The following is a 15,911-nucleotide window of genomic DNA, read 5'->3' on the forward strand; positions in this document are numbered from 1 at the left end:
AATGAAAAATGAACTATTATTTTGTCCTTTAGGTGGATCAGGTGAAATAGGCATGAACATGAATTTGTTTGGATATGGACAGCCTAGTGATCATAAATGGATAATGGTTGATATTGGTGTAACTTTTGCAGACGATACTATTCCAGGTGTTGATCTGATTTATCCAGATCCAGGGTTTATTGTTGAGAGAAAAGATAATTTGTTGGGAATAGTTTTAACTCATGCTCATGAGGATCATATTGGTGCAATTGCACACTTATGGCCAAAACTAAAATGTAAAATTTTTGCAACACCTTTCACTGCTCTACTAATTCGAGAAAAATTTAGAGAAAAACAAATTGATATAACTAATGACTTACAAATAGTTGAATTAAACGGAAAAGTTTCTTTAGATCCTTTTGAAGTTGAATATATTACTTTAACACATTCAATATTAGAGCCAAATGGTCTTAGAATAAAAACACCAGCTGGAGTTATATTACATACTGGTGACTGGAAAGTTGATCCAAATCCTTTAATTGGAGAAAATATTAATGAAAAAAGACTTAAAGAAATTGGAGATGAAGGTGTTTTAGCTATGATTTGTGACTCAACGAATGTGTTTAGCGCAGGTAGATCAGGTTCTGAATTAGATGTGAGAAAAAATATGTTAAATGTTATGTCAAGATTAAAAAAAAGAATTATTATTACTTCGTTTGCATCTAACGTTGCTAGAATGGAAACTGCTTTTTATTGTGCAGAGCAAACAGGAAGACAAATTTCATTAGTTGGTCGATCAATGCACCGTATTTACAAAGCTGCTCGCCAATGTGGATATCTAAAAAATGTGATTGATCCAATAGATCCAAGAGAGGCAAAAAGATTTTCCAGAGAAAAAATAGTTTATTTATGTACGGGCAGTCAAGGTGAGCCTATGGGTGCTATGATGAGAATTTCAAGTTATGTTCATCCAGACGTATTTATTGAAAAAGGTGATGCAGTAATTTTTTCTTCAAAAATCATACCTGGTAACGAAAAAAAACTTTACAAATTGCATAATCAACTTGTTAAAGATGGAATAGAGGTAATTTCTGAAGAGACTGAATTTGTTCATGTTTCAGGACATCCAAATAGAGAGGATTTGAAAGAAATGTATCAATGGGTAAAACCTAAATGTGTAATACCTGTACACGGAGAGCATAGACATATGATAGAGCACATAAATTTTGCAAAAGAAATGCAAGTTCCGTTCCCAGTCCAAGTAGAAAATGGTGATATAGTTAAATTACACCCTGGTGTAAAACCTGAAGTATATGACAAAGCTCCTAGCGGTAGGCTTTATTTGGATGGTAGTATAAGTGTTGATCCAGACTCTCAATCAATTAAAGATAGAAAAAATTTAAGCGCAAATGGATATCTTGAGATTACAATTATGATTACACCTAAAGGCAATATTCATAATAACCCTATTCTTTCGTTTCGTGGTTTACCTATACAAGATGAGGAAAATTTTATTTATGGACTAGAGGAAGAAATAGAAAAAACATCAAGAACTTTTAAAATAGGCAATAAACAACAAGAGCATAATTTTATTGATGCATTGAAAATAGCCTGTAGAAAATATTCTAAAGATATAACTGGGAAAAAACCATATACAAATATTAACCTAGTTAAAATTTAATGAGTGTTACTGGTCTAGCTATTATCTATATAATCATTTGGTGGATAGTATTTTTTGCAATTCTACCTATTGATGTAAATAGAACAAAATTAATTAAAATTGAAGGAGAAGATCCTGGATCACCAGAAAATCCTAAAATGTTGAAAAAATTCTTATATTGTACAGGAATTACTACTGTTATTTTTATAATAATTTACTTATTAATTAAATTTGAATATTTAAATTTAAGAAATATGATCAACTAAGATGCTTTTTTCAAATACTTTCATACCAATATTAAAAAATAACCCTTCGGAGGCAAAGATAAAGTCTCATCAATTAATGTTGAGAGTTGGAATGATGAAACAGGCATCAGCAGGTATTTATTCATGGTTACCTTTAGGTTTTAAAATAATGAAAAAAATTGAGGATATTGTTAGACAAGAGCAAAATAAAATTGGAGCCCAAGAAATTTTAATGCCAACTATCCAATCAAGTGAAATTTGGAAAGAAAGTGGAAGGTATGAGGATTATGGTGAAGAGATGCTTAGAATAACTGATCGTCAAAATAGAGAAATGCTTTATGGGCCAACAAATGAAGAGCAAGTAACAGAAATTTTTAGATCTTCAATAAAATCATATAAATCGCTCCCACAACTTTTATATCATATTCAATGGAAATTTAGAGATGAAATAAGACCAAGATTTGGAATTATGAGGGGTAGAGAATTTTATATGAAAGATGCGTATTCATTTGATATTTCAGATGAAGAGGCTTTTTATTCTTACAATAAATTTTTTTTATCATATTTAAGAACATTTAAAAGGTTATCTTTAACTGCAATTCCTATGGCTGCCGAGACAGGTCCTATAGGTGGAAATTTATCTCATGAATTTATCATTCTTGCAGACACAGGTGAGAGTAAAATTTTTACAGATAAAAGAATATTTGATTTAGATAGTGATGATACGAAATTAGAAAAATTATCTTTAGAGAAAATGAGAAAAAAATATGAACAGTTTTATGCTGTTACAGATGAGAAATTTGATAAAGTAGAATTTGAAAAAAATGTTTTAGAAGAAAACCGACTTATCACTAAAGGTATAGAAGTAGGTCATATATTTTATTTCAGTGACAAGTATTCAAAACCGATGGGAGCTTCAGTAGATTTACCAGGAGGAAAAAAAGATTTTGTAAAAATGGGATCATATGGAATTGGTGTGTCAAGATTAGTAGGGGCAATAATTGAAGCTAAATACGATGACAAAAATGAGATCATGAAATGGCCATTGTCTGTTGCTCCTTATGATATTGCATTAATACCAATGATAAATAAAAATGAATCTGCTGCTTTAGATAAAGCAAATAATATTAATAAAGAATTACTTAAAAATAACATTGATGCAATCATTGACGATACAGACGAAAATTTTTCTTCAAAAATCAAAAAAATGAATTTAATCGGTGCACCATATCAAATAATTATTGGTAAAAAAAGTGAAGGTGATTTACTAGAGTTTAAAGAAATTGGTGGAGAAACACAAAATTTATCATTGAACAAGATAATTAAAATTATAACTCAACAAAAAAATACAATTTGATTTCTGCATTAGAAAAAGAAATTACCTTTAGATTTTTAAAAGCCAGAAAAAAAGATGGTTTTTTAAATATTATTTCAATATTTTCATTTATTGGAATAAGTTTAGGTGTTGCTGTACTTATTATTGTTATGTCAGTGATGAATGGTTTTCGTACTGAATTAATAAATAAAATAGTAGGTTTTAATTCTCATATAACTGTTAAGCCTTATAACAAGTCTATCAATATAGATGAAGTTAATAGCAAAAATTTGGAATTAATTTCACAAAATCTTATATTAAGTAACTCTAGTGAAGCTATTATATTAGGTGAACAAAGCTCCAAGGGAGTTATTTTAAGAGGCTATCTTAAAAAAGATTTTTCAAAACTTGAATTAATGAACAATGAAAATTTTATTGGTAATAATAAAAATTTAGAAAAAAATTTTATTTCAATTGGAAAAGAACTAAGTTTTAATCTTGACTTAGAAATTGGCGATGGTGTGACAATCATGTCTTCAGCTGGAGTTGAGACAATAATAGGAAACTTACCTAAACAAAGAACTTTTATAGTTTCATCAATTTTTGATAGTGGGCTAGCAGATTTTGATAATAATGTAATTTTTTTAAACTTGAACACACTTGAGAGCTTTTCTAATTTATCTGAAGACGATCGTAATTTGGAAATCTATTTAAAAAATCCAAAAAAAATTGAAAATCAAAAAAAGATTGTTCAAAATATTTTTTTGAACGATTTGGTTTTTACTTGGGCTGATATGAATAAATCTTTATTTTCAGCATTAAAAGTTGAGAGAAATGTAATGTTTATAATTTTGTCCTTAATTATTATTGTTGCAGCTTTTAATATCATATCTGGTTTGACTATATTAGTTAAAAATAAAACTAAAGATATTGCTATACTTAAATCGATAGGAGTTCTAAATAATTCGATAATAAAAATATTTTTTCTTGTAGGAATAATTATTGGAACATCAGCTACTTTATTTGGGATTTTATTAGGAGTTACTTTTTCCATATATGTTGAAAATATAAGAGCATTTTTAAGTTCTATATTTGATATTACTTTATTTCCTGAAGAAATTTATTTTTTAAGCACTATGCCCTCAGAAATAGATTTAAGTTCAGTCCTTCTAATTTCATTTAGTTCAATTCTTATTACAATTTTAGTTTCTATTTTTCCAGCTATGAAAGCTGCTCAATTAGATCCAGTGAGATCATTAAAATATGAGTAAATATATAGAATTATCAAATTTGACAAAAACTTTTACTGCAAAAAAAAATATCAAAGTTTTAAAAAAAATTAACTTTAAGTTTAAATTAGGAAAAATATACTGTTTAATGGGTCCCTCAGGATCTGGAAAATCAACACTTATAAATCTTATCTCTTTAATAGATAAACCCTCATCAGGATCAATTAAATACAAGAATATTAAAATTGATTTTACTAACAATAAAGAAAATGACAAATTTAGATCAAAAAATATAGGTATAATCTATCAACAAGATAATTTATTAACTGACTTTAATGCCCTAGAAAATGTTTACCTTGCTAGTTTAGCCGCAGGAAACGATAAACAAAAAGCTCTAGATAAGTCAAAAAAGATATTAAATTTAGTTGGTCTTTCAAACAGACTTGATCATTTCCCAAGCGAACTTTCCGGGGGAGAAAAACAAAGAGTTTCTATTGCAAGAGCAATAATTAATGAACCAAAAATTATTTTAGCTGACGAACCTACAGGAAGCCTTGATAAAAAAAACTCGGAAGAAATATTTGATTTATTAAAAAAACAAATAAACCCAAAAAGAATGATAATATTTGCAACTCATAATAGAGTTTTAGCAAATAAATCAGATTGTTTATTGGAAATAGTAGATGGTAATATAAAATCTGCTAATGTCTGAGTCTAATTTATTTAATTTTAACCATCTTAAAATACATTCTCAGTATTCAATTTGTGAGGGAGCAATAACTATAGACGTAATTAAAGAGAAAGCTAAAGAACATAATATTAAAGCAATTGGATTATGTGATACCTCTAATTTGTGCGGTGCAATAGAATTTTCTGAAAAGTTATCAAAAATTGGAACGCAGCCTATAATTGGTACACAGATTAAATTTAAACATGACGATACAATTGGGTTATTGCCTTTATATGCTCTTGATGAGGAAGGTTACAAAAATATTATCTCATTATCTTCTAAATCTTATTTAGATAATAAAGAAGTTATTGAACCAATTTTAAATTTTGATGAATTATTAGAATTTGATAATTCAGGAATTTCAATTTTTTCTGGAACTGTTTTTGGATTATTTGGTAAACTGTTCGAAAAAGGCAAATATTCTGAAATCTCAAATCTTTATAAAAAATTAAATGAAAAATTTAAAGATAAATTTTATATTGAAATACAAAGACATAACGACCAAAACGAAAAGGATTTTGAAAAATACAATTTAAATCAATCAAATCAACTACAGATACCAATTATAGCTACTAATGAAGTTTTTTACTTAACAAGAGATATGCATGAGGCTCATGATGCATTAATTTGCATTGGCAATAAGACTTATATTAATGAAAAAAAAAGAATTAAATTTAGTGCTGAACATTATCTTAAAAGTAATAGTGAAATGTCACAATTATTTGCTGATATACCTGAGGCTTTAGAAAATAACTATAATTTCTCTAAAAGATGTAGTTTTAGGCCACTCTTCTCTAAACCAATTTTACCAAATATAAGTTCCTCAAAAGAAGGTGATGCCAATGATGTTATTAAAAAAGAATCTTTTGAGGGTTTAAAAGAAAAATTTATCAAGTTTTTTAAGCTTAAATTAGATGAAATAGAAAATAATAAAGATTTTTTGATTTATAAAGACCGATTAGATCATGAATTGGAAATTATTATTAAAATGGATTATTCAAGTTATTTTTTGATTGTTTCTGATTATATCAGATGGGCGAAAAATAATGATATTCCTGTAGGACCAGGGAGAGGATCAGGAGCTGGTTCTTTAGTTGCATGGTGTTTATCAATTACAAATGTTGATCCAATTAAATATAATCTAATTTTTGAAAGATTTTTAAATCCAGATAGAATTTCAATGCCAGATTTTGATATTGACTTTTGTGAAGATAAAAGAGACCTTGTATTTGAATACCTTACACAAAAATATAAAGACAGTGTTGCTCACATCATAACTTTTGGAAAATTAAAAGCCAGGATGGTTATAAGAGATGTGGGAAGAGTATTAGGGTTATCATATGGTTTTGTTGATAATATTTCAAAAATGATACCATTTGATCCCTCAAGACCTCAATCTTTATCAGAGTGTATTGCTGGAGAACCAAGGTTACAAAAAATGATCATGGAGGATCCTAGAGTTAAAAAATTAACTGATATCTCTTTAAAATTGGAAGGTCTCAATAGAAATTTTGCTACACACGCCGCTGGAGTAGTAATTGCTGATAAAAAATTAACTGAAATAGTTCCACTATATAAAGACGCTTCATCAAATTTATTATTGCCATCAACACAATTTGATATGTATTCAGCTGAAAATGCTGGGTTGGTGAAATTTGATTTTTTAGGTCTAAAAACTTTGACTGTAATACATAATACACAAAAATTAATTAGAAAAAAAAATAAAAAATTTGATATTGAAAATATAAGTTTTGAGGATCAAAAAGTTTTTGAACTTATGGCATCAGGCAAAACAGTTGGGTTATTCCAAATAGAAAGTGCTGGAATGAGAGATGCTTTGATTCAAATGAAACCAAACCATATCGAAGATATTATTGCATTAGTAGCTTTGTATAGACCAGGACCTATGAGCAATATACCTGTTTATAATGATTGTAAACATGGGAAAAAAACACCTGATTATTTACATCCTTTATTAGAGGATATTTTAAAACCAACTTATGGAGTTATTATTTATCAAGAACAGGTGATGCAAATTGCACAAAAATTATCAGGTTTTACTGCTGGGCAAGCAGACTTATTGAGAAGAGCTATGGGTAAAAAAAAAAGAGCTGAACTAGAGAAACAAAAGCAAAATTTTATTACAGGCGCAGTCAACAAAGGCATTGGTAAGGACATTGCAGCTGGTATTTTCTTAAAAATAGAGCCTTTTGCAGAGTATGGTTTTAATAAAAGTCATGCTGCTGCTTATGCTATAATTTCTTATCAAACTGCTTTTTTAAAAACATATTATCCTAAGGAATTTTTTGCAGCATCAATGTCGATGGATATATCTAATCAAAACAAGCTAAGTGAATTTTATGAAGAATTAAGAAGATTAAATATAGATATAATAAGACCAGACATAAATGAATGTTATTCCGATTTCAAAACTGAAGATGATAAATTTTATTATGCTTTAGGTGCTATTAAAGCAGTTGGATCAGAAGCAGTATCTAATATTGTCAAAGAAAGAGTTTTAAATGGAAAATTTTTATCTATAATTGATTTTATTAAAAGAATTAATCCGAAAGATATTAACAAATTACAGCTGGAGGGTTTAGTCAAAGCCGGAGCGTTTGATAAACTTAATAATAATAGACAATCTATCTTTAATTCGATACCAAGCATAATTACAAAATCTAAAAATGATTTTGATAATAAAATTGCTAATCAAATTGATCTGTTTGGTGATAACTCTGAGAGTGAAATTGATATTATAGAGAAAGTAAATGACTGGGAATTTGAAGATAGGCTAGCAAAAGAATTTGAGGCTGTGGGTTTTTTTATTTCGGATCATCCGTTAAACCAATACAAAGACGTTTTTAGAGATTATAAAATAATTGATTATCAAAATTTTTATAATAATGATGAAATAAAGGAAAATAATGTTGCGGCAACACTTTTAAAAATAAGAGAGAGAAAAACTGCTAAAGGCACACCTTATGCAGTCTTAAAATTGACTGATTTAAACAGTGTTTTTGAGTTATTTATATTTTCAGATGTTTTAGAATTAAATAGAGATTTATTAAAAGAGGGCTCCTCGTTAATTCTTACATTAAACAAATCTATCTCATCAGATGATGATAATATAAAGCGCATCAATGTTCGTAAAATTGCCTCATTAAAAGATTTATTCAATAGCACTATTAAACAGATTACAATTAATTTATCATCAAAAGATCAACTAAAATACGTTAAGAGTTTTCTTGATAAAAGAGGTGATACTTTAGTATATATCAATTTCTCTAATGAAAATGAGACATTTAGTTTTAAACTAAAAACACTAAGAAATATTGATAGAAAATCGCTTAATATTTTAAGAGATAAAGAAATAAGCCTTAATATACATTAATTTTTCCTTGTTAAATCTAAAAAATATTAGTAAATAGCGTCTTTAAATTAACTAATACGCACATAGTATTTGGTTTTAAACCTCCGGTCCTTAAATGGAAATTACTATGGTGGCTTAACCGGGAATAAATATGAAAATACCTAACGTAACAATACAACAATTATTAGAAGCAGGTGTCCACTTAGGTCACAAAACACTAAGATGGAATCCAAAAATGAAAAAATATATTTTTGGAAAAAGAGACTCTATCCACATTATTGACTTAACACAAACTTTAGAGTTAACAAAAGTTGCACTTCAAAAAGTATACGATACCGTTGCAAACAACGGTAAAATACTTTTTGTTTCAACAAAAAAACAGGCTTCAGAGGCCATAGCAGAAGTTGCAAAAGAAACTGATCAATATTTTGTAAACTACAGATGGCTAGGAGGGATGTTAACTAATTGGGGTACAATTTCAAATTCTATTAAAAAACTAAAAAAATTAGAAACAGACTTAGTTGCTGAAAATAGAGGATTTACAAAAAAAGAACTTTTAAAGATGAGTGTTAAAAAAGCCAAACTACAAAGATCTTTGGGCGGTATTGCAGAGATGAAAAAAGTACCAGATTTAGTATTCATAATTGATACAAACTATGAGTCATTAGCTATACAAGAATCTTCAAAGTTAGGAATACCTATAATAGCTATTTTAGATAGTAACTCAAATCCAGATGGAATAGATTTTCCAATACCTGGAAATGATGACGCCAGAAGAGCTATTGACTTATATTGTAAACTTATAAAAGAAACAATTATTTCTGCTAAGAAGTCTAATCCTGTAGAGGAAAAGAAAACTGAAAAAAAGAATGATACAAAATCTACAAAAACTATTCAAGAACTGGATAGAGAGAAATTAGAAAAAAAATTCCCAAAAGATAAAACGGAGATTTTGAATTAATGAGTGATATAGAAAAAGTAAAAAAATTAAGAGCTGCCTCTGGTGCTGGATTTAAAGATTGTAACCAAGCAATAAAAGAATCAAATGGTGATTTAGATAAAGCAATTGAAATTCTAAGAGTAAAAGGAATATCAAAAGCTTCAAAAAAAATGTCTAGAGATGCAAAGGAGGGGGTTGTTGCAGTAAGTGGAGATGATAAAAAGATATCTTTAATAGAAGTAAATTGTGAAACAGATTTTGTTGCTAAAAATGATGATTTTATAAAATTTGTTAAAGAGATAAGTGATATTAATAATTCTGTAAGCTCAAATATAGAGATATTAAATAAATCAAAAATGTCAGATGGAAAATCTGTTGAGGAAAATCTTGTTGCATTAATTGCAAAAATTGGAGAAAAAATTACAATAGGTAAATCAAAAACAATTTCAAATAAAGGAACTGTAAACTCAAAATATTTACACACCGTAGTTAAAGATAATTTAGCAAAGTTAGCAGTCGCTGTTTCGCTTGAAACAAAAGATAATTCTGAAACTGTAAAAAATTTTGGTAAACAATTATCAATGCATATTGCTGCTTCAAATCCTTTGGCATTAGATCAAAATTCAATTGATCAGTCAGTAATTGACAAAGAACAAGAACTTGTGACTGAAGAATTAAAAAACTCTGGAAAGCCAGCTGATATTGCTAAAAAGATAAGTTTGGGCAAAATGAATAAATTTAAGGAGGAAAATGCTCTACTATCTCAAGCTTGGGTAATGGAACCAAAAAAGAAAGTTCAAGATATTTTAAAAGAATTGTCAATATCTGATTTAAAGATAAAAGAGTTCGTAAGATTTAAGATAGGTGAGTAAATGTTTGATGATAAATCATACAGCCTTAAAATGGATAAGACTATAGAGGTTTTTGCTAAAGAATTATCTTCATTAAGGACCGGTAGAGCTAATTCAGCTATGTTGGATTTAATAAAAGTTGATGTATATGGTCAACAAATGCCAATAAATCAAGTTGCGAGTGTAACAACTCCAGAACCTAGAATGATCAATGTTCAAGTTTGGGATCAGAATAATGTTGCTTTAGTGGATTCAGCTATAAAAAAATCTGAGCTAGGTTTAAATCCGCAAATCGACGGACAATTAATTAGACTTCCAATCCCAGAACTAAATGAGGAAAGAAGAATTGAATTAAAAAAAATGATTAAGTCTATGGGTGAAAAATGCAAAGTATCAATAAGAAATATTAGAAGAGAAGCGAATGAAGAAATAAAAAAACTTCTTAAATCAAAAGAAATTGGAGAGGATCAAGAAAAATCATTTGAGAAGAGCGTACAAACAATCACAGATAAACATATTTCTATAGTAGATGATAAAGTATCATCTAAAGAAAAAGAAATAATGACAATATGAATCCATTAAATCATGTAGCCATAATTATGGATGGCAATGGTCGGTGGGGATTAAAAAATAAAAATTCAAGGAATGCAGGGCATAAAGCTGGCTTAAATACTGTAGAAAAAATTATTAAAGAAACAATTAAAAATAAAATACAGTTTCTTACTTTATATGCTTTTTCAACTGAAAATTGGAAAAGACCAAAAAAAGAAATTAATTATTTATTTACTTTGTTGGAGAATTTTTTAGTTAATAGAATAGAAGACCTTCATAAACAAAATATAAAATTAAAGATATTAGGATTAAAAAATTTTTCAAAAAGATTAAATAAATTATTAAATTTAGCTGAAAAAAAAACATATAAAAATAAGAAATTACAAATCAATTTAGCTTTAAATTATGGATCAAAATATGAAATAATTAATGCATTAAAAAATTTAAAAAAGAGTAAAGGAAAAATTAATGAAAGAAATTTGACTAAATTTTTATTGACTAAAAATATACCTGACCCAGATTTATTAATTAGAACAGGAAATACAAAAAGATTAAGTAATTTTTTATTGTGGCAACTCGCTTATTCAGAGATATTTTTCGAAAAGAAGTTATGGCCAGATTTTAAAGAAAAAGATTATAATAAAATAATTAAAAAATTTAAGAATATTAAAAGAAACTTTGGTAAAATATAATGAATCAACAACTCCAAAAAAGAATATTAAGTTCTTTAATTTTAATACCAATTACTTTTTTTTTTATAATTCAAGGTTCAATATTTTTTATTTTTTTTTTAATCTTATTCTTTTTAGCTACAAGCTTTGAATGGTTTAATATGACTAAAAAAAATAATATTATAAGATTTTTTGGTATTGTTTTTTTATTTTTTTCTTTTTCTAGCGCTTTTTTTGTTAGGGAAGATTATGGTTCAAATGGTTTTCTTTTTTTCATAATTGTTTGTATATTTACAGATATAGGTGGTTATGTATTTGGAAAAACCTTTAAAGGTCCAAAATTAACTTCAATAAGTCCTAATAAAACATACACAGGTGTTATTGGTAGTTTTTTATTTTCTTTAATAGCAGGTTTAGTTTTTATAAAATATTTTTGGAGTTCTGAAACTTACAAAACTGATATAGATCAATTTTTAGTTTTATTAATTATCATAACTATATCACTTGTTAGTCAAATAGGTGATTTAATTATTTCTTATTTTAAAAGAAAAGCTAAATTAAAAGATACCGGAAAAATTTTACCTGGACACGGAGGTCTTTTAGATAGAATTGATGGATTAATTTTTGTTATACCTTCAATTTATCTTTTATCTTTATAATGAAAAAAAAAATTGTAATACTTGGCTCAACAGGCTCAATTGGACGAAATACTTTATCAATAATTAGAAAAGATATAAAAAATTTTGATATAATCTTATTATCCACAAACAAAAATATTAAGAGAGTAATTAATCAAGCTAAAGAGTTTAAGGTAAAAAATATAATCATTAGTGACAGTAAAAATTTTTTAAAAGCAAAGAAAAAATATAAAAATTTAGATATCAATTTTTTTAATTCATTTTCTAAAATAGATAGTATTTTAAAAAAGAAAAAAGTTTTTTACTCTATGAATTCAATAATAGGTATGGATGGTTTAAAACCCTCTCTGAAGTTAATTAAGTATTCTAAAAATATTGCAATCGTGAATAAAGAGGCAATTATATGTGGTTGGAATTTGATTAAAAAGGAATTAATTAGATTTAAAACCAAATTTATTCCTATAGATTCTGAACATTTTTCTATTTACTCTCTAATGGGAAATAATCTTAATAAGAATATAGATAAGATATTTATAACCGCATCAGGAGGTCCTTTTTTGAAAAGATCCATAAAAAATTTAAATCAAATTAAAAAAAAAGATGCGCTTAATCATCCAAACTGGAAAATGGGAAAAAAAATATCAATAGACTCATCAACTATGATGAATAAAGTCTTTGAGGTTATAGAAGCTAAAAAAATTTTTGATTTAAAATATAAAGATATTTCAATATTAACTCATCCTAAATCTTATGTGCATGCAATAGTCAAATTTAAGAATGCTCTTACAAAAATACTAATACATGAACCTGATATGAGAATTCCAATATATAATTCTTTATATTCAGAACATAATTCAAAAATACCGTCAAAAAATATAGATTTAAAAATCCTAAATAATTTAGAATTAAAAAAAGTAGATACTAAAAGATTCCCTTTAACTAATCTAATTAACAAATTAGTAGAATATGACTCATTATATGAAACAGTATTAATTACTGTTAATGATTTTTTTGTTCTTAAGTTCCTATCAGACAAAATTAAATACAATGAAATGATTAAAATGATTTACAAGTATTCAAATTACCATGAATTTCTAAAATTTAGGAAAATTAAGCCTAAAAATGTTGAAGATATTTATAAATTAAGAAATTATGTAAGTTTAAAATTACAAACATTAAGTGTATAAAACCCATTTATGTATAAATTATTATCAAAAATTACCTCTATACTTATATTTACAAGCACATTCGCTTTTGCTGAAATATTAAATAAAGTAAATATTGAGGGAAATAAGAGAATTTCATCTGAAACAATTATTGTACTTGGAAATATACAAATAAACTCCGACTATGATGACAATAAGATTAATAATGTTTTAAAAAATTTAAATGATTCTAATTTTTTTAGTGATATCAAAATCGATTTTAAAAATGGTATACTTAACTTAATAGTAGAAGAAAATCCTATTATCGAAAATATAGAAATTACTGGTATAAAAAATCAAGATTTTAAAAAAGAATTATTAGAAAATATATCATTGAAAAATAGAATGTCATTTAATGAATATCTTCTTCAAAATGATATAAATTTAATTCAGAATATCTTTAAAACTAGTGGTTTTTATTTTGCCAAAATTAAAACTAAAATAAATAAAAATGATAATCTTAATTCAGTTCAATTAATATTTGATATTGATCAGGGTGATAGAGCAAGAATAAAAGAAATATCGTTTATTGGTGATAAAAAGATCAAAGATAAAAAACTCTTAGAAGTTATTGCATCTGAAGAACATAAATTTTGGAAATTTGTAACAAATAAAGTTTATTTAAATCAAAGCACAATTAACTTAGATAAAAGATTACTTGAAAATTATTATCGAAATAAAGGTTATTACAAGGTTAATGTTAGTGACTCTTTTGTAGAATATAAAGAGGAAGGCTTTAAACTGATATATAATATCGATGCTGGTAACCAATATTATTTTAATGATTTAAAATTAAATTTACCTATAGATTACGACAGTTCTCATTTTAAAGAACTTGAAAAAATATTTAATAAACTCAAGGGAAAAAAATATTCTTTAAATGATTTTAATTTAATTTTAAAAAAAATTGATAAAATTGCTTCATCGAAACTATATGATTTTATAGATTCAAAAGTTGATCATGAAATTTTTGATAATGATAAGATCAATATTACTTTTAATGTTATTGACTCTGAAAAATTTTACGTTGAAAGAATAAATATATCTGGGAACTTTCAAACTATTGAAGAGGTAATAAGAAACAGGCTAATAGTTGATGAAGGCGATCCATTGAATACACTTTTGTACAATAAATCAATCGATAATATTAGAGCTCTAAGAATCTTTAAAAATGTTAAAAGTGAAATAAAAGATGGTTCAAATGAAAATCTTAAAGTGATAGATGTAATAGTTGAGGAGAAACCCACAGGTGAGATTTCTTTAGCAGCTGGTGTTGGTACAAGTGGTTCAACTATTGGTGGAGGCATAACTGAGGGTAATTTTTTAGGAAAAGGTATTAAATTAGCATCTAATCTTGAAGTTTCTAAAGAAGCAATAAAAGGTAAATTTGACTACACAAAACCAAATTTTGCTTATACTGAAAATTCTTTATTTACCTCTATTCAAGCCACTACCTCTGATTATTTAGATGATTTTGGTTATAAAGTTTCAAATACTGGTTTTTCAATTGGAACAGAATTTGAACAATATGAAAATTTATTTTTTAGTCCTGAAGTTTCATTTTCACTTGAAGATTTAGAAACTAATTCCTCAGCTTCAACGCAACTAAAAAAACAAGAGGGAACATACGAAGATTTCTATATTAATTATGGAATTAATTATGATCAAAGAGATTCTGGATATAGAGCTACTTCTGGAAATAAAACTCTTTTCTTTCAAGAGGTACCTATAGTTTCAGGTAATAACGAAATAACAAATACTTTTATATTTACCCAATATAAAAGTTTTAGCGAAACAAATGATATGATTGGTAAAGCTAGTTTGTATTTAAAAACTGTTAATTCATTAGATGACTCTGATGTTAGAGTTTCAAAAAGAGGGCAAGTACCTTATAATCGTTTAAGAGGATTTGAAAAAGGAAAAGTAGGTCCTATAGATAATTCTGATTATGTTGGGGGAAATTATGTTACAGCTTTAAACTTATCAACAAACTTACCAGGTCTTTTGAGCACTGTAGAAATTTTAGACTTTTCATACTTTATTGATATTGCAAATGTTTGGGGTGTTGATTATGACAGCTCAATAGATGACTCAAATAAAATAAGAAGTTCCACAGGCCTTGGTATTGATTGGTTAACTCCAATTGGTCCTTTAAGTTTTTCATTTACAAAACCGATAACAAAAACCTCTACAGACAAGACAGAGTCTTTTAGATTTAATTTAGGAACCACATTTTAATGATAAAAAAAGTTAGGGTAATATTATCTTTATTTATTTTATTATTTTCAACACAAAGTATAGCAGAAGATAAAATTTTATTTATTGATATAGAGTATGTTTATATTAATTCAGTTGCTGGTAAAAAAGTAAGTGAGTTTATCGTTAAAGAGAGAAAAAAAATTGATAAAGATTTTTCAAATTATAAAAAGGAAATAGATGAAGAAAAAACTAAATTGATGAATCAAAAAAATATTTTATCTAAAGAGGAATTCCAAAAAAATACTCTAAGTCTACAAAATAAAG

General features: G+C 26.6%; 14 protein-coding genes. All 14 read left to right on the forward strand.

The window, feature by feature from the left end:
- Nucleotide 1: 1 nt before the first annotated feature.
- On the forward strand, nucleotides 2–1,660 hold the full coding sequence (locus AMN95_RS01725) for a ribonuclease J (protein WP_075522278.1): 1,659 nt from the start codon (nucleotides 2–4) through the stop codon (nucleotides 1,658–1,660).
- A complete protein-coding gene (locus AMN95_RS01730; protein WP_075522279.1) occupies nucleotides 1,660–1,905 on the forward strand; it encodes a DUF1467 family protein in 246 nt (81 codons plus the stop codon). The genes AMN95_RS01725 and AMN95_RS01730 overlap by 1 nt, the downstream gene beginning before the upstream one ends.
- A gap of 1 nt (nucleotide 1,906) precedes the next feature.
- Nucleotides 1,907–3,241, forward strand: coding sequence for a proline--tRNA ligase (proS, locus tag AMN95_RS01735; protein ID WP_075522280.1), 1,335 nt, complete (start codon nucleotides 1,907–1,909; stop codon nucleotides 3,239–3,241).
- The gene (locus tag AMN95_RS01740) at nucleotides 3,238–4,470 is read left to right on the forward strand and encodes an FtsX-like permease family protein (protein ID WP_075522281.1); all 1,233 of its coding nucleotides are present in this window, start codon (nucleotides 3,238–3,240) and stop codon (nucleotides 4,468–4,470) included. The genes proS and AMN95_RS01740 overlap by 4 nt, the downstream gene beginning before the upstream one ends.
- Nucleotides 4,463–5,140, forward strand: coding sequence for an ABC transporter ATP-binding protein (locus tag AMN95_RS01745; RefSeq protein ID WP_075522282.1), 678 nt, complete (start codon nucleotides 4,463–4,465; stop codon nucleotides 5,138–5,140). The genes AMN95_RS01740 and AMN95_RS01745 overlap by 8 nt, the downstream gene beginning before the upstream one ends.
- Nucleotides 5,133–8,552 (forward strand): DNA polymerase III subunit alpha, encoded by a 3,420-nt coding sequence (dnaE, locus tag AMN95_RS01750; RefSeq protein ID WP_075522283.1) that lies wholly within the window; start codon nucleotides 5,133–5,135, stop codon nucleotides 8,550–8,552. Before AMN95_RS01745 ends, dnaE begins: the two co-directional genes overlap by 8 nt.
- Before the next feature lie 130 nt (nucleotides 8,553–8,682).
- Nucleotides 8,683–9,492, forward strand: coding sequence for a 30S ribosomal protein S2 (gene rpsB, locus AMN95_RS01755; RefSeq protein WP_075522284.1), 810 nt, complete (start codon nucleotides 8,683–8,685; stop codon nucleotides 9,490–9,492).
- The gene (tsf, locus tag AMN95_RS01760; RefSeq protein ID WP_075522285.1) at nucleotides 9,492–10,343 is read left to right on the forward strand and encodes a translation elongation factor Ts; all 852 of its coding nucleotides are present in this window, start codon (nucleotides 9,492–9,494) and stop codon (nucleotides 10,341–10,343) included. Before rpsB ends, tsf begins: the two co-directional genes overlap by 1 nt.
- A complete protein-coding gene (gene frr, locus AMN95_RS01765; protein WP_075522286.1) occupies nucleotides 10,344–10,895 on the forward strand; it encodes a ribosome recycling factor in 552 nt (183 codons plus the stop codon).
- Nucleotides 10,892–11,566, forward strand: a complete 675-nt coding sequence (uppS, locus tag AMN95_RS01770) for a polyprenyl diphosphate synthase (protein ID WP_075522287.1) — start codon at nucleotides 10,892–10,894, stop codon at nucleotides 11,564–11,566. The genes frr and uppS overlap by 4 nt, the downstream gene beginning before the upstream one ends.
- Complete coding sequence (locus AMN95_RS01775; RefSeq protein ID WP_075522288.1) at nucleotides 11,566–12,204, forward strand: phosphatidate cytidylyltransferase; 639 nt, start codon at nucleotides 11,566–11,568, stop codon at nucleotides 12,202–12,204. The genes uppS and AMN95_RS01775 overlap by 1 nt, the downstream gene beginning before the upstream one ends.
- Entirely contained in the window at nucleotides 12,204–13,370 is a 1,167-nt protein-coding gene (locus tag AMN95_RS01780) for a 1-deoxy-D-xylulose 5-phosphate reductoisomerase (RefSeq protein WP_075522289.1), read from the forward strand. Before AMN95_RS01775 ends, AMN95_RS01780 begins: the two co-directional genes overlap by 1 nt.
- 9 nt (nucleotides 13,371–13,379) lie before the next feature.
- Nucleotides 13,380–15,626: an outer membrane protein assembly factor BamA gene (bamA, locus tag AMN95_RS01785; protein ID WP_075522290.1), complete on the forward strand. Its 2,247-nt coding sequence runs from the start codon at nucleotides 13,380–13,382 to the stop codon at nucleotides 15,624–15,626.
- Nucleotides 15,626–15,911, forward strand: a 286-nt coding sequence (locus AMN95_RS01790; protein WP_143323751.1) for an OmpH/Skp family outer membrane protein, incomplete at its 3' end; no start/stop codon positions are given. The genes bamA and AMN95_RS01790, both read left to right, overlap by 1 nt.

This window comes from Candidatus Pelagibacter communis, from assembly GCF_001180185.1.
Classification (GTDB): Bacteria; Pseudomonadota; Alphaproteobacteria; order Pelagibacterales; family Pelagibacteraceae; genus Pelagibacter; species Pelagibacter ubique_F.

What these genes read in the sequence shown, in the direction of transcription:
- AMN95_RS01725 (WP_075522278.1), top strand. Translation starts at nt 2, where the DNA reads ATGAAAAATGAACTATTATTTTGTCCTTTAGGTGGATCAGGTGAAATA.
- AMN95_RS01730 (WP_075522279.1), top strand. Translation starts at nt 1,660, where the DNA reads ATGAGTGTTACTGGTCTAGCTATTATCTATATAATCATTTGGTGGATA.
- proS (WP_075522280.1), top strand. Translation starts at nt 1,907, where the DNA reads ATGCTTTTTTCAAATACTTTCATACCAATATTAAAAAATAACCCTTCG.
- AMN95_RS01745 (WP_075522282.1), top strand. Translation starts at nt 4,463, where the DNA reads ATGAGTAAATATATAGAATTATCAAATTTGACAAAAACTTTTACTGCA.
- dnaE (WP_075522283.1), top strand. Translation starts at nt 5,133, where the DNA reads ATGTCTGAGTCTAATTTATTTAATTTTAACCATCTTAAAATACATTCT.
- rpsB (WP_075522284.1), top strand. Translation starts at nt 8,683, where the DNA reads ATGAAAATACCTAACGTAACAATACAACAATTATTAGAAGCAGGTGTC.
- tsf (WP_075522285.1), top strand. Translation starts at nt 9,492, where the DNA reads ATGAGTGATATAGAAAAAGTAAAAAAATTAAGAGCTGCCTCTGGTGCT.
- frr (WP_075522286.1), top strand. Translation starts at nt 10,344, where the DNA reads ATGTTTGATGATAAATCATACAGCCTTAAAATGGATAAGACTATAGAG.
- uppS (WP_075522287.1), top strand. Translation starts at nt 10,892, where the DNA reads ATGAATCCATTAAATCATGTAGCCATAATTATGGATGGCAATGGTCGG.
- AMN95_RS01775 (WP_075522288.1), top strand. Translation starts at nt 11,566, where the DNA reads ATGAATCAACAACTCCAAAAAAGAATATTAAGTTCTTTAATTTTAATA.
- AMN95_RS01780 (WP_075522289.1), top strand. Translation starts at nt 12,204, where the DNA reads ATGAAAAAAAAAATTGTAATACTTGGCTCAACAGGCTCAATTGGACGA.
- bamA (WP_075522290.1), top strand. Translation starts at nt 13,380, where the DNA reads ATGTATAAATTATTATCAAAAATTACCTCTATACTTATATTTACAAGC.